The organism is Telluria sp. AIW5, assembly GCF_056680575.1.
On sequence record NZ_CM155289.1, the window covers coordinates 4,513,926 to 4,538,160 of the forward strand.

Here is a 24,235-nt window from a genome sequence, read left to right on the forward strand (position 1 = left end):
GGAGGTGTGCAGATGAGATGGTTGATGACGTTTTTGCTCGGCGTGGCGGTGGGCGCCGGTGGATTGTTTGTCGGGCTGCGCCAGTTCGCTGACGCGCCCAATCCGATCATCACCGACGGCGGTGCGCCGGCCGGCGCCCCGGTGCCCGCGCCGCCGAGCGATCCGCCCGCGCGCGCCGCCCTGCCCGCGGCGGGCGCCACGCCTGCCGACCGTCTCGTGCAGACCGACCTCCAGGACGCCGACCTGCCGATCCGCCCGGCCCCGCAATCGTCGACGGCGACCCCGGCCGCGCCGGAACTGACGGCCGCCGGCGGCATGCCGGCCAAGCTGCTGGTGCCGGTCGAGGGCGTGCCGTATGCGAAACTGACCGACACCTTCGACCAGCCGCGCGGCCAGGAACGCCACCACGAAGCGCTCGACATCATGGCGCCGAAAGGCACGCCGGTGCGCGCGGCCGGCGACGGCAAGGTGGTAAAACTCTTCGACAGCAAACCCGGCGGCCTGACCCTGTACCAGTTCGATCCGGGCGAGCAGCATGCCTATTACTATGCCCACCTCGACAAATACGCGGACGGCATCAAGGAAGGCATGCAGCTCAAGCGCGGCGAGCTGCTCGGCTATGTCGGCACGACCGGCAACGCCGATCCGAACGCGCCGCACCTGCATTTCGCGGTGGTGGCGTTGACGCCGGAGAAGCAGTGGTGGAAGGGAATGCCGGTCAATCCGTATCCGCTGCTTGGCGATTAATCATGCCGGGGGCATGGCGTACGTAGGGTGGGCGCCCCGTGCCCACGCGGAATGATGACCATTGTTGGCGGCGATCGCTGCTAACGCTGCGCAGGCTTTGCGGTGGGCACGGGGCGCCCACCCTACAGTGGACGCCCTAGCCCGGCGCCCGCACGCCCGCCGGGGTCTCCGCCGGCGGCGCGGGCTCGACAGCCGCCGGCTCGTCGACATCCGCGCCCACATTGATCGCCGCATAGGCGCGCTGCACGGCAATTGCCTCGCGGCTGGCGGCCCCATACAGCTCCTGCGCCGCCTCGACCATCTTGGCGCGCGCATCGGCGTAATTGGTGCTCGACGTGAACTTAGTCGTATTCGCCTTGAACCAGATCCGGAACGCTTTATCGGTCCCGATACCGCTCATGGCCGCGGGTGATTTCACGAGGAATTTGCTGTAGTAGTCGCCCGCCTTGTCCGCCCTGGAACCCATCGCCAGGAAATAAAACATCCGGTTGTTCGGCCCACTGCTGTAGTGCACGTCGAGGCGTTTCAATGACGTGCTCCATGCATCCGGGCTGCTGCCGTCCTTGCTCGGGCGGTACATCCAGCGCAGCGGAATGTTGTCGCGGGCGATTTCGGTGCCCAGCATCCAGTCGTTGCCGCTTGCCGGAATGCTCTCGCCGGTGCCGCCGGCACGCGCATAGGCTTCCACCACTTCGCCGCCGATGTCCGAGCTCGATTCGTTGAGCCCGCCCGATTCGCCCGAATACACGAGGTCGGAGGTGGCGGCGGTGACGCCGTGACCCATCTCGTGGCCGATCACGTCGATCGCACCCAGGCTGTTGAAACTCGAACCGTCGCCGATGAACATGCAGCGGCAGGTATCGCTGTAATAGGCGTTGTCGTAGGCCGTGTTGACGTGCACGGCGATATAGGTCGCCGTATTCTGGCCGTCGAGCGAATGCCAGCCAAGCGCGTTCTTCAGCGTGTCGTAGGTATTCATCAGGCCCCACATGGCGTTCACCGCCGCGGTCTGGCCGTTGGCGTCGGTCGTGCTGCCGCCGCGGATGTACTGCTTGCCGTCGCCCCAGGTATTGCTGGACTGCGTGTACATCTTGCCGGCGTTGCTGCTGCCATCGGCATTCGTGATGGCCATCGCGCCATAGACGCCGCCGGTGCCGCGTTCGGGATCGAGCATCTTGTAGCTGCCTTCGCTGAAGGTGGTGCTGATCGGCACCTCGCCGTTGTACTGGCTTTTTCCCACGCCGATCACCGTCTGCAGGGCGCTCCAGCGATCGACGATATGGCCGTCGTTCGCGCTGACGATGGTGTCGTGGTAATACGGATGGTCGCCGCGCCGCATGCGGGTGCGTACCAGGTAGGCCAGCTCATAATGGTCGACGACTTCCTGCAGGTCGAGCGCGTTCAACTCCTCTTCCGCCTTGTCGGCGGCGCCCGGCGCGCGCTCCGTCTTCATGACCGGATAGATCAGCAGCTCGGCGCTCGGGGGCGTGATGTGGGTCGCATCCGGCCCGGCTGCGGCCAGCGTGGCGCCGACGGCGGCGTCGATCGCGGCTTTCGGTGGCATCGCGGGCTTGACCTTGAAGTCGGCCGTGGCCGCGCCCAGCCGGTTGGCGGCGCCGTGCCCGAGGTGCAGGCGCCGGGTCGAGGCGGACTCCGAAACGATGGCCCCGCCCGCATCGACCACCACCACCGACTCCGAGCCGAACACGCGCAGGCCCTTGTAGGTATGGGCGGCGCGCACCACCTGCGTGCCCTGCATGCCGGGGTGCTGCTGGGCCACCGTGAAGCTGTGGTTGTTGTCGAGGCCATAGGCCGCACGCCCCTGGGCCAGCTTCGACACCAGGGCGGCCGTGGTGGCGGCAGACGGCGGTGTCGGGGCACTCATCATGGGTGTCGGCACGGCCGGCGTCGCGGCGGCCGCGCAGGCGCTTGCGATCAGGACGGCAAGGGGCGTGGCCAGCAGGCGGGTTCGAAGCTTCATCATCTCTCCATTCGAAGGTTCCCAGCCGCAACAATGGGCCGGACATCATCGAAGTGTGGATGAAGCTCAAAAAAGGAATTTGCTCAAACGCAAGACGCGCCGCCGGTGCGCCGCTGCGCCGCTGCGCGAGTACGCAACGGCGGAGCTGTTGGGACGGAGGCGTCCGCGCGATGCGGCAGGCGGCGCCCGTCCGCATCAGCCGGGTGCGTCAGCCGGGTGCGTCAATAAGACTCGTCGCGGTCCTTCAGCAGGAAGTACGCAGCCGCGCCGATGGCGCCGGCGATCGCCACCTTCTTCGCCAGGCCTTTCGGATTGTGCTTCAGCTCCGCCTTCAGGCCCATCTCGCCGAGGATGTTCGGGACGTGACCGTGGGCCAGGTCCTCGACAATCCCTTCGACCACATTGATGCGGTCGGCGCCGAGCAGGATCAGCCAGTGGCGCAGGTCGTTCTCGCTGAACTTGAAGGCGGCGCGCCGCAGCATGCCCGACAACCCGGACGGCGGCTGCGCCGAGCCGTGCAGCTGGGTGATGCCGGGACGCTCGTTCGACACCAGCACCTCGACCTTCTGTTCCTGTGCCTGCGGCGTGGCCATGCCGGCCGGCGTGTAGCGCGGCGGCGTACGCTCCATCGGCACGCCCGGACGGTTCTTGTGGTCGAGGTCCGCGCCCCAGCCCTTGATGTGCGTCAGCTGCTCGCGCGTGCGGCGGGTCTGGCGCAACTCGGGCTGCACATGGTGATGGTGGGTGTGGTCGTGGGTGTTCTCGAAATCGTGGTCATGATCGGGGTTGTTGTCGTGCTTGACCAGGGCGGTTCCGTTTTCCATGCGGTTCTCCTTATTTGCCGGCGCTGGCCGCAACGGCGCGCACTTCGTGGGCGCGCGGCGGGATCAGGATCGGCTTGATGCAGTTATCGAGCTTGCTCGAGAAGATGTGGTAAGCGTCGGCCACCTCTTCCAGCGGAATGCGGTGCGTGATGATCTGCTTCGGGTCGATGTGTCCGGCGCGGATGTGCTCGATCAGGCGGGGCAGGTGGCGCTTGACGCTGGCCTGGTTCATGCGCATCGTGATGCCCTTGTTCAGCGCATTCCCGATCGGCACGGCGTTGAAAGTCGGGCCATACACGCCGACGATCGACACATTGCCGCCCTTGCGCACCGAGTTGATGCACCAGTGCAGCACCGTGGCTGCGCCGGCCTGCATCTTCATCAGGCGCCCGGTCACGGTTTGCGCCATGCTGCCGGCGGCGTCGCAGCCGACCGCGTCGATACAGACGTCGGCACCCAGCCAGTCGGTCATCTTCTTGATGTGCAGCGCCATGTCGCCCACGTCCTTGAAGTTCACCACTTCGCACTGGGCGTAGTTCTTGACGAATTCGAGGCGGTACTCCACCTCGTCGACGACGATCACGCGCCCGGCGCCGAACAGCCAGGCCGATTTCGCGGCGAAGATGCCGACGGGGCCGGCGCCGAACACGACGACGGTATCGCCTTCCTTGATGTCGCCCATTTCGGCGGCCTGGTAGCCGGTCGGCAGCGCATCGGTCAGCAGCACGGCATCGTCGTCGACAATATCGTCCGGGATCTTGATTGGCGCCACATCGGCCATCGGCACGCGCACGTACTCGGCCTGGCCGCCGTCGTAGCCGCCGGCCGTGTGCGAGTAGCCGTAGATGGCGCCCACGGCGGTGGCTTCCGCGTTCACGTTGTGGCAGTTACCGTAGAGTTCTTTCTGGCAGAAGTAACAGGAGCCGCAGAAAATATTGAAGGGCACCAGCACCCGGTCGCCCACCTTCAGCGTCTGCACCTGGGAGCCGACTTCCTCGATGATGCCGATGAACTCGTGGCCGAAGGTATGGCCGACCCGGGTATCCGGCACCATGCCATGGTACAGGTGCAGGTCCGAGCCGCAGATGCAGGAGCGCGTCACGCGCACGATGGCGTCGCCCGGATGTTCGATCACGGGATCCGACTTGTGAGTCGCGCGGACGCGGTAGGGCCCCCGATAGTTCATTGCCAGCATAAATTCCTCCTCGAAAGTTTGCGGTACTCACCCTTGCGAATGAGCGCGTAGAAGCTAAACTTATGTCAAAACGCTATCAATTGCGATACGCGCACGGAAACGAACTCGTGTTTTTTAACAGATTTTAGCCATGCGTTCGCATTCCGTTCGCAGCAGGAAACGGGATGTTCCTGCTGGCAGCCTTATTCAGGCATCCATCAGAGCTGGCGTGCCTCGAAGGTATTGCACTGCTGCACGTCGCCCTTCTCGAGTCCGCGCTTGAACCAGCGCACGCGCTGCTCGGAGCTGCCGTGCGTGAACGAGTCCGGCACGACGGTGCCGCGCGACTGGCGCTGCAGGGTGTCATCGCCGATCGCCGTCGCGGTGGCCAGCGCGCTTTCGACGTCGCCCTGCTCGAGGAAGGCTTCCTTCTTCTCGGTGTGGTAAGCCCAGACGCCGGCGAAGCAGTCGGCCTGCAATTCGAGTCGTACCGACAGCGCATTGCCTTCGGTCTCCGATGCGCGGGCCTGCGCGTTGTGCACCTGGTCGGACACGCCGATCAGCTTTTGCACGTGGTGGCCGACCTCGTGCGCGATCACATAGGCCTGCGCGAACTCGCCGCCGACGTGGAAGCGCTCCTGCATCAGGCGGAAGAAGCTCAGGTCGATGTACACCTTCTGGTCGGACGGGCAATAGAAGGGGCCCGTGGCCGCGTTGCCGGCGCCGCAGGCTGTTTGCGTGCGGCCTTCGAACAACTGCAGCTTCGGCGGGATGTAGGTGCTGCCCTGAGCCTTGAAGATCGGCGTCCACGCGTCTTCGGTATAGGCCAGCACCGTGCGCACGAAGCGCGTCTCGCGGTCGTTGGCCTGGGGCGCGTTCGGGGCGCGCTGCTGCTGCACCTGCGGGGCAGGTCCGCCGCCGCCGCCGAGCATGCCGATCACCGTGCCCGGGTCGACGCCAAAGAAAATCGAGGCCACCAGCGCAATCGCCACCGTCCCGAGTCCTATCCCACCGCGGCCGATATTGAAACCGCCACCGCCCCCGCCACCGCCACCGCCACGGTTGTCCTCGACATTACTGCTCTCGCGGTCGCCTTCCCACTTCATCGTGCCCGCCGCAGGCTGGACGAATTCATGCTTTCGCGCGCATCTTTCATGCGGAATTCGTCGTCGAGTGCCAGGCCGGCACGGGCTTCATCGTTGAGACTGCGTTCCTGACGCTCGCGCGCGACCTCGCGGTCGATGCGTGCGTGTTCCTGATCCGGGAGTAATGGCTTCATGGCTATCCTAAAAATGTCGTCGCGCCGGCACCGTTGCCAACTTGAACATGTCCTCCAGTATGGACGTGTCCCGTCACGCAGTATGTTCGGGCATTCACATAAGCGGCGCCCGCCATCCCCCAGCTTCGGTGCGCCATCGTACAGAGGCCGCAGACCCCATCAGCCATGCTGGCGTCATGACCGCCACCATCCAGGATATTGAGGCCCTGCTCGCGCTGGGCCGGGCCCTGCAGGAAGCAGGCTACCAGTTCACCACCGTCACGCCGGCCACGCACCGGCGCGTCAACGGCCGGCCCGGAAATTCCTCGGCGCAGGACTTGCGCGGCGTCTTCGGCTGGAGCCGGCCGTTTCGCGACGGCGTGCTTCCCGCGGACATTACGTCGTTAATGCGGCGGGCCGGCGTGGTTGTCGAGCGCGACGGCCAGCTGTGTTCTACGGTGCGCGCTTCAACGATTGGCACCCGACTGTATTTTCACTCGGCGTTTCCGACACATGAAGAGGATGCGGTCTTCTTCGGGCCGGATACCTATCGCTATGTCGCGGCCTTGAAGCGTGCGATGGCCGACCTGCGGCCGCCGCGCCGCGCGGTCGACATCGGCGCCGGCGGCGGGCCGGGCGCGATCGAGGTTGCAGCGCGTTTTCCCGGGGCGCAGGTGTTCGCGGCCGACATCAACGACCGCGCGCTGGCGCTGGCCGGCGTCAACGCACGGCTTGCGGGCACGCACAACGTGCAGGCGCGCCACAGCGACCTGCTGAAGGACCTCGACGGCGAATTCGACCTGGTGTTGTCGAACCCGCCCTTCATCCTCGATCCGCGCAAGCTGCGCTATCGCCACGGCGGGGACATGCGCGGGGCGGGCCTGTCGCTGCAGATCGTCGACGCGGCGCTCGATCGGCTGGCGCCGGGCGGGACGCTGCTGCTGTACACGGGGATTGCGATCGTCGACGGGCGCGACGAGTTCCTCGAGACGATACGGCCGCGCCTGGCGGCGGCCTGCGAGTCGTGGACGTATGAGGAGCTCGATCCGGATATCTTCGGCGGGCAGCTCGATTGCGAGGGGTATGAAGAGGTGGAGCGGATTGCGGCGGTGTGGTTGCGGGCGACGAAGCGGGCTTGATGCGCCACGAACGTCTGCGTACCCTAGGGTGGCCACTTGTGCCCACGCGGTTTACGTGCGGTCGCAGACCCGATACCTGGCGCCTGCGCTACCGATCACGCAATAAAAAAAGACTCCCGAGGGAGCCTTTTTTTATTTTTTGGCGGAGAGGGTGGGATTCGAACCCACGGTACGATTTAACGTACGCCTGATTTCGAGTCAGGTACATTCGACCACTCTGCCACCTCTCCCAAATCGGTGTTGCGGTCGCTGCAAGAGGCTCGCATTATAGCGAGCGATCGGGTGTTGTGCAAGGGAACGATGTTGGATGCATCAGGGGAACCAACACTGATCGCCGTTCCACTGGGCACAAGTGCCCAGCCTCCCGTATGCGCGGGTCTTCGAATCTACCGCCTTGGCGCCACACGGGAAGCGCGCAGGCGCTTCCCTCCTCTCCGCCACCAAATAAAAAAGGACTCCCGAGGGAGTCCTTTCTTATTTATTGGCGGAGAGGGTGGGATTCGAACCCACGGTACGATTTAACGTACGCCTGATTTCGAGTCAGGTACATTCGACCACTCTGCCACCTCTCCTAAATCGGTGTCACGGTCGCTGCAAGAGACAAACATTATAGCCAGCCCCGGGCAAAAACGGAAGAGCAAAATCGCGCCCTTCCCAAATTCGCACGAGGCTACGCTCAGGCTGCCGGAGACAGACGCTCCAGCCCACCCATGTACGGACGCAGCACTTCCGGAATCACGACACTGCCGTCGGCCTGCTGGTAATTCTCCAGCACCGCGACCAGCGTGCGGCCCACTGCCAGGCCCGAACCGTTCAGCGTGTGCAGCAATTCGGGCTTGTTCTGGGCGTTGCGGAAACGCGCGCCCATGCGGCGGGACTGGAAGGCTTCGCAGTTCGACAGCGAGGAAATTTCGCGGTACGTGTTCTGCGCCGGCAGCCAGACCTCGAGGTCATAGGTCTTGGCCGCGCCGAAGCCCATGTCGCCGGTGCAGAGCGACATCACGCGGTATGGCAGGCCAAGGTTTTGCAAAATCGTTTCGGCATGGCCGACCATCTCTTCCAGCGCGGCGTACGACTGCTCTGGATGCACGACCTGCACCATCTCGACCTTGTCGAACTGGTGCTGGCGGATCATGCCGCGGGTGTCGCGGCCATAGCTGCCGGCTTCCGAGCGGAAGCATGGGGTGTGCGCCGTCATCTTGATCGGCAGCGCATCCAGCGGCACGATCTCGTCGCGTACCGTGTTCGTCAGCGTGACTTCCGAGGTCGGGATCAGGTAGAAGGTCTCGCCCTCGCCTTCCGCGCCGCCCTTCTTCACCGAAAACAGGTCTTCTTCGAATTTGGGCAACTGGCCGGTGCCGCGCAGCGAGTCCGCGTTCACCATGTATGGGGTGTAGCACTCCGTATAGCCGTGCTTGTCGGTATGCGTGTCGAGCATGTACTGGGCCAGCGCGCGGTGCAGGCGCGCGATGCCGCCCTTCATGACCGAGAAGCGCGAACCGGTGAGTTTCGTTGCGGTGTCGAAGTCCAGGCCCAGCTTTTCGCCGATGTCGACGTGGTCCTTCACCTCGAAGTCAAACGATGGCGGCGTGCCGATCTTGCGTACTTCGACGTTGCCCGATTCATCGACGCCACCTGGTACCGACTCGTGCGGCAGGTTCGGGATCGATTCCATGAATTCCGCCATCTTGCGCTGGACGTCGGCCAGCGATGCTTCGTTGGCTTTGAGCTCGTCGCCCAGGCCCGCGACTTCCGCCATCACGCCAGAGGTGTCCTCGCCCTTGCCCTTCAACATGCCGATCTGTTTCGACAGCGAATTGCGCTTGCCCTGCAGTTCTTCGGTGCGGGTCTGGATCGCCTTGCGTTCGGCTTCCAGCGCGTTGAAGCCAGCCACGTCGAGCTGGAACTTGCGCGCGGCCAGGCGCGTGGCGACGGTGTCGATGTCTTTGCGGAGGAGTTGGATGTCTATCATTGTCGGGATATCGTAGTATGGGTCAGGCCGGCAGTATGTCGCGCAGTTTGTCTAAACCGCAATTGTACCAAGTGGGCAGCGGTTCTTGACGCCGAGATTCACGTCTCGCTGGCGTCCTCATCGAGCTGGCGCAGGAAGGCCAGCTTTTCCGCGATCTTCGCTTCCACCCCACGCGGCACCGGCTGGTACCAGCGCGGCTCCGGCATGTTCTCGGGCAGATAGGTTTCGCCGGCCGCATATGCATTCGGCTCGTCGTGGGCGTAGCGGTATTCGTGGCCGTAGCCGAGCTCTTTCATGAGCTTGGTCGGGGCATTGCGCAGGTGGACCGGGACCTCGCGCGACTTGTCCTTGCGGACAAAGGCCATGGCGGCGTTGAAGGCGTTGTAGCCGGCATTGCTCTTGGCCGCGATCGCGAGATACACGACGGCCTGTCCCAGCGCCAGCTCGCCTTCGGGCGAACCGAGGCGCTCGTAGGTCGTGGCGGCATCGTTGGCGACCTGCAGTGCGCGCGGGTCGGCCAGGCCGATGTCTTCCCAGGCCATGCGCACGATGCGGCGCGACAGGTATTTGGCGTCCGCCCCGCCGTCGAGCATGCGGCACAGCCAGTACAGGGCCGCGTCCGGATGCGATCCGCGCACGGATTTGTGCAGGGCCGATATCTGGTCGTAGAAATTGTCGCCGCCCTTGTCGAAGCGGCGCGAATTCAGGGTCAGCGCATTGTCGACGAACTCGCCGGTGATCGTCGTGATACCGCTTGTCTCGGCCGAGGTCTTGGTCTGCTCCAGCAGGTTCAGGAAACGGCGCGCGTCGCCGTCGGCGTAACCGATCAGGGTGGAAATCGCGATCTCGTCGAATTTCAGATGGGCCAGCACCCGCTCCTGCGCGCGCTTCAATAGCAGGCGCATCTCGTCGTCGGTCAGGGCCTTGAGCACGTAGACCTGCGAGCGCGACAGCAGTGCCGAGTTCACTTCGAACGATGGATTTTCGGTGGTCGCGCCGATCAGGGTCACGAGCCCCGATTCGACGAAGGGCAGCAAGGCGTCCTGCTGCGACTTGTTAAAACGGTGGATCTCGTCGATGAACAGGATCGTGTGCTTCCCGCGCGCCAGGTACTGTTCGGCCTGCTCGACCGAGGCGCGGATGTCCTTCACGCCCGACAGCACGGCCGAGAGCGCAATGAACTCGCAATCGAAGGCATAGGCGGTCAGGCGCGCCAGCGTGGTCTTGCCGACGCCCGGTGGGCCCCACAGGATCATCGAATGCGGCTTGCCGGATTTAAAGACCAGGTTCAGCGGCTTGCCCGGTCCCAGCAAATGGCTCTGGCCGATGACTTCGTCGATCGTGCGCGGACGCAGGGCCTCGGCCAGCGGGGCCGCGGGTTCGTGCTTGAACAGATCATCCACGGAGAACTCCGGTGGCAAGGGGCGCGAGCATGGAAATCATGGGATTGTTGGTCATGCGGCTAGTGTAGCCGATGCGCCGGACGCGGGCTGCGTCCGTGCCCGCTTGCGCCGACTCAGGGCGTGCCCACGTACAGCACGATCTTGCCCACCGCGCGCCCGCTCTCGCTCAGCGCATGCGCGGCGGCGATGTCGGCCAACGCGAACTCGGCGCCGACGATCGGGCGCAGCGTGCCACCGTCGACCATCGCGGCGAGGCCATCGAGCACCGGCGCGTTCGGCCCGATGAAGACAAACGCCCCGCGCACGCCGCTTACGCCCAACTCGGCCGCACGCGCTTCGTCTGGCGGGCTGATGATCGATACCTGGATGCCGCCAGGCTTGAGCAGCGCCCACGAGGCCTCCTGCACCGCGCCGCCAATGGTGTCGAAGACCACGTCCACGGGTTCGACCGCCTCCGCGACGGCCGTCGTCGTGTAGTCGACCACCTGGTCGGCGCCGAGCGATTCGACCAGGGCGCGGTTGCGGCCCGATGTGGTCGCGATGACGGTGGCACCGGCCGCCTTGACGATCTGGATCGCCAGCGAGCCGACGCCGCCCGAGCCGGCATGCACCAACACGCGCTGGCCTGGCCCCGCTTTGGCCACGTCGACCATCGCCTCCCAGGCGGTGATGCCGGCCAGCGGCAGCGAGGCTGCTTCGACGTGCGAGATGGTACGCGGCTTGCGCGCGCACTCGCCGGCGCGGATCGCGACGAACTCGGCATAGGTGCCATTGCGCGCCAGGTCCGGACGCGCGAACACGGCGTCGCCGGCCTGCCACTGCGTCACCGCGCTACCGACGTCCGCCACCACGCCCGAGACGTCCCAGCCGAGCGTGAGCGGCAGCGCGTGGGGAATCATGTGCGCGAGGTAGCCGGCGCGGACCTTCCAGTCGACCGGATTGATGGAGGCGGCGACGACCCGCACCAGCACCTCGTCCGGCGCGATGGCCGGGACCGGGATGTCGTCGATGGAGAGGACTTCGCGCCCTCCGTACTGATGGATGCGTACTGCTTTCATGCCTGCTCCTTGCCGTCGTCGTCGCTGACGATTCTACGGCAAGGGCCGCCGGGGCGGCGCGCCGCCACGCCCGGGCACAACAATTGTTTCACATTGGCAAACAGTTGTTTACTGCTTGCTGACCTCGGCCCCCTTCGGGATCTCGAACTTGAACTGCTGGGCGCCCAGCGACGGATTGCGCTGGAAGCTGGTGAACTTCAGCACCGAGGTCTGGCCGAAGGTGTCCTTCAGTTCCATCGCTTCCGGCGTGCCGTTCTTCAGGCCGATGCTGATCTGTTCGAAGGTCGTGTCCTTTGCCTTCGGCACGGCGTTCAGCCATTCGAGGCCGTCGCGGGTGCCCGCTTCGGACAGGGTGAAATTCTTTTCCAGGTCGTTGCTGCCGAACAGGATGGCGGCGGGCGAAGAGCCGAGGGCGTTGCCGAGTTTCTTGACGGTGACCTGGTTCAGGTCCTTGTCGTAGATGTAGAGCTGGTCGCCGTCGGCCTGCAGCAGTTGCTCGTAGGGTTTCTGGTAGTTCCAGATGAACTTGCCGGGACGGGCGAAGACGAAGCTGCCGCTGGAGATGGGCGAGATCTTGCCGGTCTGGGATTTGCGCTGTTGTTGCTGGGTGAATTCGCCTTTGGCGGCCTTGGTGGTGGCGACGAAGGATTTGAACTGGTCGAGGGCGGATGCGTGGGCGGCGCCGGAGATGGCCAGGGTTGCAGTGAGCATTGCGGCGATGGTGTTTTTGATGTTGGGCATCGTGGTCCTTTGTTTAGTGTGCGGCGTGCAGGGGTACGAACGCGTGGGCTCGAGAGCCCACCCTACGGTGCACAACCGTTATCAGTCGGTGCGGGAGCAAACAGCCAGCCGTTTACTCCGCCTGGGTGGCCGGCACGAGGATGTCGCGGTTGCCGTTGCTTTGCATCGGCGAGACGACGCCGCTTTGCTCCATCTGCTCGAGCAGGCGGGCGGCGCGGTTGTAGCCGATGCGCAGGTGGCGCTGGACCAGGGAAATCGACGCGCGGCGGTTCTTCAGCACCACGGCCACGGCCTGGTCGTACAGGGCGTCGGACTCGCCGCCGCCCTCGCCTGCCATGGCGTCGCCGCCACCACCGGCACCACCCTCTTCCAGCGTGCCGCCTTCCAGGATGCCTTCAATGTAATTCGGCTCGCCCAGCGATTGAAGATGTTTTACAACTCGATGCACTTCGTCGTCCGACACGAAGGCGCCGTGCACCCGTACCGGCAGGCCGGTGCCCGGCGGCATGTAGAGCATGTCGCCCATGCCCAGCAGCGCTTCGGCGCCCATCTGGTCGAGAATGGTGCGCGAGTCGATCTTCGAGCTCACCTGGAAGGCGATGCGGGTCGGGATGTTCGCCTTGATCAGGCCGGTAATCACGTCGACCGACGGACGCTGGGTCGCCAGGATCAGGTGGATGCCGGCGGCGCGCGCCTTTTGCGCAATACGGGCGATCAGCTCTTCCACCTTCTTGCCGACCACCATCATCAGGTCGGCCAGCTCGTCGATGATGATGACGATCGTCGGCAGCTTTTCCAGCGGCTCGGGATTATCCGGCATGATCGAGAACGGATTCGGGATGTGCTCCTCGCGCTTTTGCGCGTCCAGGATCTTGGTGTTGTATCCGGCCAGGTTACGCACGCCGAGCTTCGACATCAATTTGTAGCGACGCTCCATCTCGTTCACCGCCCAGTTCAGCGCGTGCCCGGCCTGGCGCATGTCGGTCACGACCGGCGCGAGCAGGTGCGGGATGCCCTCATACACCGACATTTCCAGCATCTTCGGGTCGATCAGGATCAGGCGCACGTCGGCCGGGTCGGATTTGTACAGCAACGACAAGATCGTCGCGTTGATGCCGACCGATTTACCGGAACCGGTGGTACCCGCGACCAGCAGGTGCGGCATCTTGGCCAGGTCGGCCACCACCGGCTTGCCGGCGATGTCCTTGCCCAGCGCAACCGTCAGGTTCGACGGGCTGTCGTTATAGACCTTCGAGCCGACGATTTCCGTCAGGCGCACGATCTGGCGCTTCGGGTTCGGCAGCTCGAGCGCCATGTAGTTCTTGCCGGGGATCGTTTCCACGACGCGGATCGAGGTCAGCGACAGCGAACGCGCCAGGTCGCGCGCCAGGTTGACGATCTGGCTGCCCTTGACGCCGGTGGCCGGTTCGATTTCGTAGCGCGTGACGACCGGGCCCGGGAAGGCGGCCACGACCTTGGCGTCGACGCCGAAGTCCGACAGCTTTTTCTCGATCAGGCGGCTCGTGAATTCGAGCGTCTCGACGGCCACGGTTTCCTGCACCGGCGGCGGCTCGTCCAGCAGCGACAGCGGCGGCAGCGGCGAGTCGCCCGGCAGGTCGCGGAAGAGCGGCGTCTGCTGCTCTTTCTGGGCGCGCTCGCCTTTCGGCACCGACATCATCTGCGGCTCGATCTTCATCGGCGCAGGTTCAGCCGGCACCGTTTGTGCGGCGACGACAGGCGCTGGCGCTGGCGCGGCGAGAGACGGCGCAACGCGTGCCGGCGCAGGCATATGCACCGGTTCGTCATCGTCGTCCAGCATCGGCTCGGCACGGCGCGACGGCGCCGGCTTCTCGATTTTCGCCCGTTCCGTCACCACTGCTTCGTCACGCTGCACGGCGGCCGCTTCCCCGTGGCGGCGGTCTTCGCGATCCTCATAGCGCATGCGGAACCAGTCCATCGTCGTCTCGAAGGTCTCGCCGATGCGCTCGGCGACGGCCAGCCAGGAAACGTGGAAGAACAGCGAAAAGCCGAGGCCGAACAAGAGCAGCAACAAGAGCGTCGCGCCGGTGAAACCGAAGGCAACCTGGGACGCGTGGCCCAGCATCTGGCCCAGCACGCCACCCGGGGCGCGCGGCAGTTCCACGTCCCACGACCACATGCGCAGGTATTCGAGGCCGACGCTGCCGGCGAACATCAAACCGAAACCGATCCAGCGGACGATGAATTCGTCCTGGTGTTCCGGTTCGGCCGGCGTCGGCAATTTATTGGTCAGCTTGCGCCAGCCGCGCCAGACGGCGCGCAGGAACAACACGCCCCACCACCAGCTCGAGAAGCCAAAGATGAACAGCATCAGGTCGGCCAGCCAGGCGCCGGCCTTGCCGCCCAGGTTGGTGATGCTGGCGACCGTGTTCGCGTGCGACCAGCCCGGATCGGCCTTGTTGTAACTTAGCAATATCAGCACGAAATACAGGAAAGCGACGGCCATGGCGATCCAGCGCGCCTCCAGCAGGAGACGGGCGAGACGGCGCGGCATCGGCGACCTTGGGGACGGATGACGGGGTGGGATCGGGGGCTGTGCGGGACTCTTCTTGCTCATGCTGCTGGGTGCTGATGGCTTCGCCGTTTCGGAATCCAGCCATTCTAAGCCATATGGCCGCACACGGCCCCATCATTCATGCTCGTGCGCATCATCGTCTATAATCCGGGCTGCATCCGGTGACTTGATTTGTATCCCCTTCGTCCCCAGTTTCCACTCTCCACCTTACTACCTCGCACCCCATGACCACTAAGAAACACGCCAAAGTCCTGATCCTCGGTTCCGGTCCCGCCGGCTACAGCGCCGCCGTCTACGCCGCGCGCGCGAATTTGAGCCCGATGCTGGTGACCGGCGTCGAACAGGGCGGCCAGCTGATGACGACGACCGATGTCGAGAACTGGCCGGGCGACCCGCTGGGCGTGCAAGGTCCGGAACTGATGGCGCGCCTGCTGCAGCACGCCGAACGCTTCAATACCGACATCGTGTTCGACCACATCCACACGACCTATCTGAACGAAAAGCCGATCCGCCTGGTCGGCGACTCGCATGAATTCACCTGCGACGCCCTGATCATCGCCACCGGCGCCTCGGCCCAGTACCTCGGCCTCGAATCGGAACAGGCCTTCATGGGCCGCGGCGTCTCGGCCTGCGCCACCTGCGACGGCTTCTTCTACCGCAACCAGGAAGTGGCGGTCATCGGCGGCGGCAATACCGCGGTCGAGGAAGCGCTGTACCTGGCCGGCATCGCCTCGAAAGTCACCCTGATCCACCGCCGCGAGAAATTCCGCGCCGAGCCGATCCTGGTCGACCGCATGATGAACAAGGTTGCCGAGGGCAAGATCGTGCTGGAGCTGAACCAGACGCTGGACGAAGTCGTCGGCGACAACAGCGGCGTGACGGGACTGAAGCTCAAGTCCACCGCCGATGGCGCGGTCAAGGACCTGACCGTGCACGGCCTGTTCGTGGCGATCGGCCACAAGCCGAACACGATGATCTTCGAAGGCCAGCTCGACATGCACAACGGCTATATCAAGACCCGCAGCGGCAACGAGGGCATGGCGACCGCCACCAGCGTGCCGGGCGTGTTCGCGGCCGGCGACGTGCAGGACCACATCTATCGCCAGGCGATCACCAGTTCCGGCACCGGCTGCATGGCCGCGCTGGACGCCCAGCGCTACCTGGAAGCGCTGGAAGACCAGTAAGCGGAGAACGACGGCGGGCATGAAAGACTTCGGCGACCTGAAATCCCTGCGCGACGCGCTCAGGGAACAAGAACGCGTGCGCGCCATCGAACAGGCCGAGCGCGAGAAGCGCGAGCGCATCGCGCGCGAACGCGCAGTCGAGTTCCGTGGTGCGATGGAAGGCGTCAAGAAGATGCCGGAGTCGAACCGCTACGTCTACCGCCCGGTGCAGGAAGCGCTGCTGCAAGGGGGGCGAAACGAGCACCCTGCCCGCCGCGCCCTGTCGCAGGAAGAAGACGACGCCCTGGTGCTGCAGCAGTCGCTGTCCGACCAGTTCGACGTCGACGGCCTGCTCGACGACGATCCGACGCTCAGCTATGCCAAGGAAGGCGTCGGTCCCGACGTGGTGAAAAAGCTGCGCAAGCGCCACTGGCCGGTGCAGGACGAACTCGACCTGCACGGCATGACGCGTGACGTCGCGCGCGGCCAGGTGGGCGACTTCGTGCGGCGCGCGATTCGCCGCGGCGTGCGCTGCGTGCGCATCATCCACGGCGTCGGCTATGGTTCGCCGAACGGCGAGCCGGTGCTGCGTTCGGTCGTGCACAGCTGGCTGGTGCAGCTCGACGAGGTGGTGGCCTTCTGTGTCGCCAACCGCGCCGATGGCGGTAACGGCGCCCTGATCGTGCTGCTGAAACCTGCGCTCGACCTGTAGTACCCGGGCTGTCATCCGGGTCGATACCACACCCCCCACGCTGCAACAATGTCGAGGCGACACCGGTTTGGCGCGCGTTGTAGAATGCCGCGATTGCTGTTGCCCTCCGCGCCGCGCCCAACATAAGGGAAGTCCATTGAAGTCGAGCTTGACCGTTCCCATGTCCGAGGCGCCCCTGGTCGACCTGCAATCCTGCGCGGACGAACCGATCCACATTCCCGGATTCATCCAGCCGCACGGCTTCCTGCTGTTCTTCGGCCTCGACGGCCTGGTCGAGGGCTGGAGCGCGAACCTGCCCGCCGAACTGGCACGGCTCCAGGCCGGCCAGCACTTCGACAGCCTGCCGCTGCCGGCAGCCGTGGCCGGCCTGGTCGAAGATTGCGTTGGCGCCCAGGTCGACGGCGAGTGCGCGCCGGCCCTGGCCGCCGTCGGGCTGGGCGGCCTCGAATACGACTGCATCGTGCACGCCACGCGCGGGCGCATCGTCGCCGAATTCGAAACGCGCGACGTGCCTGCCGACGCGGTGGGCCTGTTCGCGGTCAAGGCACACGGTTCGATCGAGCGCGTGCGGCGCCAGAAAAGCATCGACGCCCTGCTGGAGACGGCCGTGCGCCAGGTGCGCGAATTCACTGGTTTCGACCGCGTCATGGCCTATCGCTTCCGCGACGACGACAGCGGCGATGTCGTGGCCGAGGCCCGGCGCGAGGACCTGGTGCCCTACCTCGGCCAGCGCTATCCGGCCAGCGACATCCCGGCCCAAGCGCGGCGCATGTACGTACTGACCACGCTGCGCATGATCGCACGCGTCGGCTACGCGCCGGTGCCGCTGCTGGGCGTGCCCGGCGCGCTGCCGCTCGACATGAGCTACAGCGTGCTGCGCAGCGTGTCGCCGATCCACCTCGAATACCTGCAGAACATGGGCGTGTGCGCGTCGATGAGCGTATCGATCGTGATCAACGGCCGGTTGTGGGGCCTGCTGGCCTGCCACCACATGGCGTCGAAACAGGTGCCCTACGCGATCCGGATGGCGGCCGATGTGCTGGCCCAGGTCATGGCCTCGACCATCCAGAGCATCGAAGCGCGCCAGGATGCCGAACAGGTTGAACAGGCTGCGCAGGTGCGTACCAGCCTGGTCGAGTCGCTGCTGACCGACGAGGAGCCGCTGGACGCGCTGGCGCGCCATGCCGCGGCCTTGCAGGGCGCCACCGGCTCGCATGCGATGGTCTGCGTCCACAACGGCAAAGTGGCCAGTTTCGGCGCAATCGACGGCGCCACGCTCGATGCCATCGTGCGCTCGCTGCCGGACGATGGCAGCGCCCTGCTGGTGCGCGACAGGCGCGACGACTGGCCGCCCGCGCTGCAGCCGCTGCTGGGCAAGTGGGTCGGCATGCTGGGACTGCCCTTCGATCCGCCGGGCGGCGGCTGGTGCCTGCTGCTGCGCACCGAGCAGATCGAACAGGTGGCCTGGGCGGGACGCCCGGAAAAGACGATCACCTACGGCCCGCTGGGTGCGCGCCTGACCCCGCGCGGCTCTTTCGACGCCTGGCACGAAACCGTACGCGGACGTGCCCAGCCCTGGGAAGCGCCGGTGCAAAGCCATGCCCGGCTGATGCTCTCGGAACTGCTGCGCGCCTCGAATGCACGCCGTGCCCAGACCGAATCCACGCGCGCCCAGCTGCTGGCCATGCTGGGGCACGACCTGCGCGACCCGCTCCACTCCATCAACATGGCCGGCACCCTGCTCGAGCGCGGCAATGGCAATAACCAGCCGACGCTGGGCAAGCGCATCCAGTCGTCGAGCAACCGCATGCAGCGCCTGATCGGCCAGGTGCTCGACATGAGCCGCATCGACGGCGGCCTGGGCCTGGGCTTGCTGCTCGAACCGATCGACCTGGCGGCGCTGGCCGAAGACCTGGTCGACGAGATGCGCCTCGCGTATCCGACGATTCGCTATGAGTACGCGAATCCGGGACCGACCCTGGTGCGCGCCGATGCCGGGCGGATGTCCCAGGTGCTGTCGAATTTGCTGAGCAATGCGCGTCATCACGGACACGTTGGCCACCCGATTCGCGTGTTGTTGAAGGCCGGGGCCGGCTGGGCCACGCTCGAGGTGGCGAACAATGGCTCGCCGATTGCCGACGATCTCGCGGCGACGCTGTTCAATCCGTTCAAGCGTTCGTCGCTGCACAACCCGCGTAACCGCAGCGGCATGGGGCTGGGACTGTACATCGTGGCCAGCATCGTGCGCGAGCACGGGGGCGAGATCGCCTACCACCATGAAGATGGCCAAGTCGTGTTCAGCGTGCGCCTGCCGCTGGCCGAAGCGTAGGGTGGGCATGCCCACGCGGTACGGCGGATGATTTGTGTTTGCGTGTACATGCGATGTGCCGCATGCGTCGCGTCACGCATTCGGCGTCGCCGGACATCGGACGGTGAAAACGCGTGGGCATGCCCACCCTACGTTACACAGCCGCCAGTGGCAGAGAAAGTCTGCCGCATGTTAGGCTAGCAACACGCCAACAGAATAAGCCGCTGCATGACCCTCATCAAGTTCATCGAAATCATGGCGATCCTGGTCGGGGCGTTTTCCGGCTTCATCGAGGCGCGCCGCAAGCGCATGGACCTGGTCGGCGTCTTCACGGTCGCCTTCATCGCCGCCTTCGGTGGCGGCACCCTGCGCGACATCCTGCTCGACCGCCGTCCGCTGTTCTGGGTCACGCACCAGGAATACGCGATCCTGATTTTCGTGCTGGCCCTGATCGCCTCCCCGCTCATCCGCACCTTGCGCCACATGGTCTCCGAGCGCCTGATCGTCATTGCCGATGCCGTCGGCCTGGGCCTGTTCTCGATCGCCGGCGTGTCGTCGGCGCTGGACGCCAACATGCCGCTCTTCATCGCCTCGATGATGGGCGTGATCACCGGCATTTTCGGCGGCGTCCTGCGCGACATCGTCTGCAACGAAGTGCCGATGGTATTCAGGGACGGCAAGCCCTATGCGATCTGCGCCTTCCTCGGCAACTGGATGTTTTTGCTGATGGGCCTGTACACGAGCGTGTCGCACGATTTCGCGCTGTGGAGCAGCGCCCTGTTCATCAGCGTGCTGCGGCTGGTGACCTGGAAGTTCGATATTCAAATGGGGCGTTGACGCCCCATTTGACGTGCGCTTAAACCGCGTCCGCGCCGGTCTCGCCGGTCCGGATGCGAATCACCTGCTGCACATCCTGCACGAAAATCTTGCCGTCCCCGATCTTGCCGGTGCGCGCCGCCTTGATGATGGCGTCGACCACCTGGTCGACCACGCCGTCGTCCACCACCACTTCGATTTTCACCTTCGGCAGGAAGTCGACCACGTATTCGGCGCCGCGATACAGCTCGGTATGGCCCTTCTGGCGGCCGAAGCCTTTGACTTCCGTGACGGTGAGGCCGGTCACGTTGACGTCGGCGAGGGCTTCGCGTACTTCGTCGAGTTTGAAAGGTTTGATTACGCAGGTAATCTGTTTCATGTCTGCTCCTGTTTTGAATGAATGGTTTTTATTGTGTGTCGGGGATGTTGGCCAGGTCGTCGAGCCAGACCGTCGCTTCGGAGTCGCTCGGCGCGCGCCAGTCGCCGCGCGGCGAGAGCGAGCCGCCGTTGCCGACCTTCGGCCCGTTCGGCACGCAGCTGCGCTTGAACTGGCTGGTCTTGAAGAAGCGCCACAAGAAGATCGACAAGTTGCGCTTGATGGCCGCGAGCTCGTATTCGTTGCGCGCGCCGTGCTCGTCGGGCCAGCGTCCTTCGTCCCTCGCCCGCCAGGCCGAATACGACAGGAAGGCCACCTTCGAGGGCGTGAAGCCGTAGCGCAGGATGTAGTACAAATTAAAATCCTGCAGCTCGTACGGGCCGATCACGTTTTCCGTGATCTGGGCCGGCTTGTCGTCGCGGCCCGTACCCGGCACCAGCTCCGGACTGATCTCGGTGCCGAGGACGTTCAGCAGCACTTCCGCCCCGCCCTTCACCACCGCGCCGGTCTCGGCGACCCAGCGCACCAGGTGCGTGATGAGCGTCTTCGGCACGCTGGCGTTCACGTTGTAGTGCGACATATGGTCGCCCACGCCGTAGGTGCACCAGCCCAGCGCCAGCTCGGACAGGTCGCCGGTGCCGATCACGATCGCGCCGAGGTGGTTCGCGAGCCGGAACAGGTGATTCGTGCGCTCGCCCGCCTGCACGTTCTCGAAGGTGACGTCGTACTGCTCCTTGCCCTCGGCGTAAGGGTGGCCCAGGTCTTTCAGCATCTGCAGGCAGCTCGGGCGGATGTCGATTTCCCGGGCCGTGCAACCCACCACGTCCATCAGCGCGTGCGCCTGCTGCAGCGTGCGGCCGCTGGTGGCAAAGCCCGGCATCGTGTAGGCGAGGATGTTCGTGCGCGGCAGGCCGAGGCGGTCCATCGCGGCGGCGCAGACCAGCAGCGCGTGGGTCGAATCGAGCCCGCCCGAGACGCCGATCACCACCTTCTGGATGCCGCTCGAGGACAGGCGCTGGATCAGTGCCTGCACCTGGATGTTGTAGACCTCGGTGCAGCGCTCGTCGCGCAAGGCGCGGTCGGCCGGCACGTAGGGGAAGCGCTCGACCTCGCGCTGCAAGGGCAGCGTGGATTCGAAAGGCAGCGCCAGCTTCACGCGCTGGACGCGGAAGCTCGCCACCTCTTGCGCATGGCGCCGCGCCGACTGGGCGAAGGTGGTGGCGCGCATGCGCTCCTGCGACAGGCGCTCGAGGTCGACGTCGGCGAAGATGATGTGCGACTCGTCGAGGAAACGCTGCGACTCGGCCAGCATCTCTCCCTTTTCGTAGATGATCGCCTGGCCATCCCAGGCCATGTCGGTACTCGATTCGCCGCGCCCGGCCGAGGTGTACAGGTAGGCCGCCATGCAGCGCGCCGACTGCTGGCTGACCAGCTGGTGGCGGTAGGTGCTCTTCCCGACCAGCACGTTCGAGGCCGACAGGTTCACCAGCACGGTCGCGCCGGCCATCGCGGCGAACGAGGACGGCGGTACCGGCACCCAGACGTCTTCGCAGATCTCGACGTGGAAGCGCAGCAGCGGCAGGTTCTCTACCTCGAACACCTGGTTCGGCCCGAAGGGCACGCTCTCGCCGAACAGCTCGACGGTGTCGACGGCGGCGCATTCGGCGGCGCTGAATTGGCGCGATTCGTAGAACTCGCCATAATTGGGCAGGTAGCTCTTCGGCACCAGCCCCAGCACGCGCCCGTTCGCGACCACGGCCGCACAATTGAACAGCTGGTGATTGACCCGCAGGGGCAGGCCCACTACCATCGCCAGAGGCAGGTCCTTCGACGCTTCGACAATCGCTTGCAAGCCTTCCATGCAGGCGTCCAACAAGGTCTTCTGGTGGAACAGGTCGTCGCAGCTGTAGGCGGACAGGCCCAGTTCCGGGAACGCGACCAGGGCCGCGCCCTGCCCTGCCGCCTGGCGCGCCAGGTCCAGGGTCTGCTCGACGTTGTAGGCCGGGTCGGCGATGCGGCAACGGGGAATGGCCACGGCCACGCGCGCGAATCCATGCGAGTACAGGTTAAAAAATCGGTTGTTCATTGAGCCCCTTTCGCATGCGGGAAGTACGGATCGCCAGCCAGCTGCGCCGGTCCCCGGAAAGCACTTCTCGCACTTCTTCTTTTAGGTAGTAGATCACTTGAATTATCGCACGCATATCGTTTCTTCCTTGTCCGAGATCGGCCAGCCAGCCTGGGACGGCCTGCTGGCGCTGCAGGACGAAGCAAACCCGTTTCTTTCCTACGCTTTCCTGCACGCGCTGCACGAGTCGGGCAGCGCTTCGCCCGAGACCGGCTGGCAGCCGCAGTACATCGCGCTCTACGATGGCGACACCCTGGCCGCGGCCCTGCCGCTCTACGTGAAAGGCCACTCCTACGGCGAATACGTGTTCGACTGGGCCTGGGCCGATGCCTACCAGCGCCACGGGCTCGACTACTATCCGAAGCTGCTGGCGGCCGTGCCGTTCACGCCGGTGGCCGGCCCCCGCCTGCTGGCGGTCGACGCGCAGGCGCGATCCGCGCTGATCGACGTGCTGCAGGCGACCCAGCGCGCGACCGAAGTGTCGTCGACCCACATCCTGTTCCCGCCGGAAGCGCATGCGCGCCAGCTGGCAGCGGCGGGTTTCACGCTCAGGAGCGGCGTGCAGTTCCACTGGCTCAATCCCGGCTATGCGCATTTCGACGAGTTCCTCGCCACGCTGGAGCAGAAGAAGCGCAAGAACATCCGCGCCGAGCGGCGCAAGGTGGCGGAGGCCGGCGTTACGCTGCGGCGCGTGCGCGGTATCGACGCCACGGATGCGGACTGGAAGCTGTTCAACCGCTGCTATCGCCACACCTACGCGGCGCACCATTCGACGCCCTACCTGAACCTCGATTTCTTCCGCCGCATCGGCCGCACGATGCCCGGGAATATCCTCCTCGTGATCGCCGAGCGCGAAGGCCGGCCGATCGCATCCTCGCTGGTGATCCACAGCGCCGATACCCTGTACGGGCGCTACTGGGGCGAACTTGAACACGTGCCCTGCCTGCATTTCGAGGCGGCCTATTACCAGCCGCTCGAGTTCTGCATCGAGCAAGGCATCAAGACCTTCGAGGGCGGCGCCCAGGGCGAACACAAGATGGCGCGCGGCTTCCTGCCGACGCGGACCTTCTCGGCGCACTGGCTGGCGCATCCCGCGTTCGCGGATGCGATCGAGCGTTTCCTCGAACGCGAGGCGGGCGGTATCGACGATTACATCAGTGAGCTGAACGAGCGTAATCCGTTCAAAGGACTTCGCAGGGTGGACTCCTGAGCCCACCCTGCGTCCCTACGTTAGCGCCCCACCAGCCGGGCAATGGCAGCACCGAGTCCATCTGCCCGCAATACATAGCGCCCATATGCACGCCCCTGATCGGCGGAAGGTACGAATCGCGCTTGAACCCGAACGCCGTGTATATCCGTAGCGCCGAGGCCATCAGGGGCCTGGTGTGCAATCCCACCGCCGGCGCCCGATCGTGCCGCGCACCTATGCCAGGCCGCGATGTTCCGGTGCGACCACGAGCATGCGAATCACCGACCACGCCTCCGGAAAGATCGCGGCGCGCAGCCAACTGCGCCGTTTGTCCGATCCCGTCATTGAACGAAAGCCAGCCAGCGTAGCGCCCTTCGTATTGCGCGAAGCCGGCACGCGCAATCGTGTTGACCTGACGCTCGTCAGCCGACACGAAGCCGCGCACCAGCACCGGACCCGAATTAGTCATGCCTACCCCTTGCGCAAACAAATTTCTGGCTATGAAAGCAATTTTTCATTATTCCGAGCATATCGCTTTTTCCGTGCCAGGATCAGCCAACCTGACTGCGACGTCTTGCTCGCGGCGCAGATTACATGCGCGTCCAGGACTCGTTCGTGACTAAACCGCACAAGTCTTGACCACACTCAAGAGTTGCATGTTTACTACGCTGCCGGCGCGCAGCGTCCGGCACGCT

General features: G+C 65.1%; 20 protein-coding genes and 2 tRNA genes. 8 read left to right on the forward strand and 14 right to left on the reverse strand.

Features of this window, described 5'->3' with window-relative positions:
* Positions 1-24: 24 nt before the first annotated feature.
* On the forward strand, positions 25-747 hold the full coding sequence (locus AC1MEM_RS19960) for a M23 family metallopeptidase (RefSeq protein ID WP_499473468.1): 723 nt from the start codon (positions 25-27) through the stop codon (positions 745-747).
* A gap of 136 nt (positions 748-883) precedes the next feature.
* Here the strand turns inward: AC1MEM_RS19960 and AC1MEM_RS19965 are convergent, their stop codons facing one another.
* The 5 genes from AC1MEM_RS19965 to AC1MEM_RS19985 all read right to left on the reverse strand — a co-directional run bounded on the left by AC1MEM_RS19965 (position 884) and on the right by AC1MEM_RS19985 (position 6,005).
* Positions 884-2,728 (reverse strand): M4 family metallopeptidase, encoded by a 1,845-nt coding sequence (locus AC1MEM_RS19965; RefSeq protein WP_499477705.1) that lies wholly within the window; start codon positions 2,726-2,728, stop codon positions 884-886.
* 221 nt (positions 2,729-2,949) lie between these two features.
* Positions 2,950-3,552 (reverse strand): hypothetical protein, encoded by a 603-nt coding sequence (locus AC1MEM_RS19970; protein ID WP_499473470.1) that lies wholly within the window; start codon positions 3,550-3,552, stop codon positions 2,950-2,952.
* Positions 3,553-3,562: 10 nt separating this feature from the next.
* On the reverse strand, positions 3,563-4,747 hold the full coding sequence (locus AC1MEM_RS19975) for a zinc-dependent alcohol dehydrogenase (RefSeq protein WP_499473471.1): 1,185 nt from the start codon (positions 4,745-4,747) through the stop codon (positions 3,563-3,565).
* A 197-nt stretch (positions 4,748-4,944) separates the two neighbouring features.
* Positions 4,945-5,832, reverse strand: coding sequence for a KPN_02809 family neutral zinc metallopeptidase (ypfJ, locus tag AC1MEM_RS19980; protein ID WP_499473473.1), 888 nt, complete (start codon positions 5,830-5,832; stop codon positions 4,945-4,947).
* Complete coding sequence (locus AC1MEM_RS19985; RefSeq protein WP_499473474.1) at positions 5,829-6,005, reverse strand: hypothetical protein; 177 nt, start codon at positions 6,003-6,005, stop codon at positions 5,829-5,831. Before AC1MEM_RS19985 ends, ypfJ begins: the two co-directional genes overlap by 4 nt.
* A gap of 176 nt (positions 6,006-6,181) precedes the next feature.
* Here AC1MEM_RS19985 and AC1MEM_RS19990 point away from each other — a divergent pair, with 176 nt between their 5' ends.
* Positions 6,182-7,123 carry a methyltransferase gene (locus AC1MEM_RS19990; RefSeq protein WP_499473476.1) on the forward strand — a complete coding sequence of 314 codons (942 nt, stop codon included), beginning with the start codon at positions 6,182-6,184 and terminating at the stop codon, positions 7,121-7,123.
* Positions 7,124-7,263: 140 nt separating this feature from the next.
* On the opposite strand, the gene AC1MEM_RS19995 is transcribed toward AC1MEM_RS19990, so the two are convergent.
* The 7 genes from AC1MEM_RS19995 to AC1MEM_RS20025 all read right to left on the reverse strand — a co-directional run bounded on the left by AC1MEM_RS19995 (position 7,264) and on the right by AC1MEM_RS20025 (position 14,893).
* Positions 7,264-7,353 (reverse strand) — tRNA-Ser (locus AC1MEM_RS19995).
* 252 nt (positions 7,354-7,605) lie between these two features.
* A tRNA-Ser gene (locus AC1MEM_RS20000) sits at positions 7,606-7,695 on the reverse strand.
* A gap of 104 nt (positions 7,696-7,799) precedes the next feature.
* Positions 7,800-9,095 (reverse strand): serine--tRNA ligase, encoded by a 1,296-nt coding sequence (gene serS / locus AC1MEM_RS20005; protein ID WP_499473478.1) that lies wholly within the window; start codon positions 9,093-9,095, stop codon positions 7,800-7,802.
* Between the two features lie 98 nt (positions 9,096-9,193).
* The gene (locus AC1MEM_RS20010) at positions 9,194-10,498 is read right to left on the reverse strand and encodes a replication-associated recombination protein A (RefSeq protein ID WP_499473480.1); all 1,305 of its coding nucleotides are present in this window, start codon (positions 10,496-10,498) and stop codon (positions 9,194-9,196) included.
* 113 nt (positions 10,499-10,611) lie between these two features.
* Positions 10,612-11,556 (reverse strand): NADP-dependent oxidoreductase, encoded by a 945-nt coding sequence (locus tag AC1MEM_RS20015; RefSeq protein WP_499473482.1) that lies wholly within the window; start codon positions 11,554-11,556, stop codon positions 10,612-10,614.
* A gap of 108 nt (positions 11,557-11,664) precedes the next feature.
* Positions 11,665-12,297: an outer membrane lipoprotein chaperone LolA gene (gene lolA / locus AC1MEM_RS20020; protein WP_499473483.1), complete on the reverse strand. Its 633-nt coding sequence runs from the start codon at positions 12,295-12,297 to the stop codon at positions 11,665-11,667.
* Between the two features lie 112 nt (positions 12,298-12,409).
* Positions 12,410-14,893: a DNA translocase FtsK gene (locus tag AC1MEM_RS20025; RefSeq protein WP_499473485.1), complete on the reverse strand. Its 2,484-nt coding sequence runs from the start codon at positions 14,891-14,893 to the stop codon at positions 12,410-12,412.
* A gap of 182 nt (positions 14,894-15,075) precedes the next feature.
* Here AC1MEM_RS20025 and trxB point away from each other — a divergent pair, with 182 nt between their 5' ends.
* From trxB to AC1MEM_RS20045, 4 genes are all read left to right on the forward strand, one after another.
* The gene (gene trxB / locus AC1MEM_RS20030; protein WP_499473487.1) at positions 15,076-16,035 is read left to right on the forward strand and encodes a thioredoxin-disulfide reductase; all 960 of its coding nucleotides are present in this window, start codon (positions 15,076-15,078) and stop codon (positions 16,033-16,035) included.
* A 19-nt stretch (positions 16,036-16,054) separates the two neighbouring features.
* Complete coding sequence (locus tag AC1MEM_RS20035) at positions 16,055-16,726, forward strand: Smr/MutS family protein (protein ID WP_499473488.1); 672 nt, start codon at positions 16,055-16,057, stop codon at positions 16,724-16,726.
* Positions 16,727-16,874: 148 nt separating this feature from the next.
* A complete protein-coding gene (locus tag AC1MEM_RS20040; protein WP_499473490.1) occupies positions 16,875-19,055 on the forward strand; it encodes an ATP-binding protein in 2,181 nt (726 codons plus the stop codon).
* 207 nt (positions 19,056-19,262) lie between these two features.
* The gene (locus tag AC1MEM_RS20045) at positions 19,263-19,871 is read left to right on the forward strand and encodes a trimeric intracellular cation channel family protein (protein WP_499473492.1); all 609 of its coding nucleotides are present in this window, start codon (positions 19,263-19,265) and stop codon (positions 19,869-19,871) included.
* Between the two features lie 19 nt (positions 19,872-19,890).
* On the opposite strand, the gene AC1MEM_RS20050 is transcribed toward AC1MEM_RS20045, so the two are convergent.
* Positions 19,891-20,229, reverse strand: a complete 339-nt coding sequence (locus AC1MEM_RS20050; protein WP_498574490.1) for a P-II family nitrogen regulator — start codon at positions 20,227-20,229, stop codon at positions 19,891-19,893.
* A gap of 28 nt (positions 20,230-20,257) precedes the next feature.
* Complete coding sequence (locus AC1MEM_RS20055) at positions 20,258-22,312, reverse strand: NAD(+) synthase (RefSeq protein WP_499473494.1); 2,055 nt, start codon at positions 22,310-22,312, stop codon at positions 20,258-20,260.
* A 97-nt stretch (positions 22,313-22,409) separates the two neighbouring features.
* Between AC1MEM_RS20055 and AC1MEM_RS20060 the strand changes: the two genes are divergently transcribed.
* Together AC1MEM_RS20060 and AC1MEM_RS20065 are read left to right on the forward strand one after the other, a co-directional pair.
* Positions 22,410-23,561, forward strand: coding sequence for a GNAT family N-acetyltransferase (locus tag AC1MEM_RS20060; RefSeq protein WP_499473496.1), 1,152 nt, complete (start codon positions 22,410-22,412; stop codon positions 23,559-23,561).
* Positions 23,562-23,811: 250 nt separating this feature from the next.
* A complete protein-coding gene (locus AC1MEM_RS20065) occupies positions 23,812-24,159 on the forward strand; it encodes a hypothetical protein (RefSeq protein WP_499473498.1) in 348 nt (115 codons plus the stop codon).
* Positions 24,160-24,235: the final 76 nt, after the last annotated feature.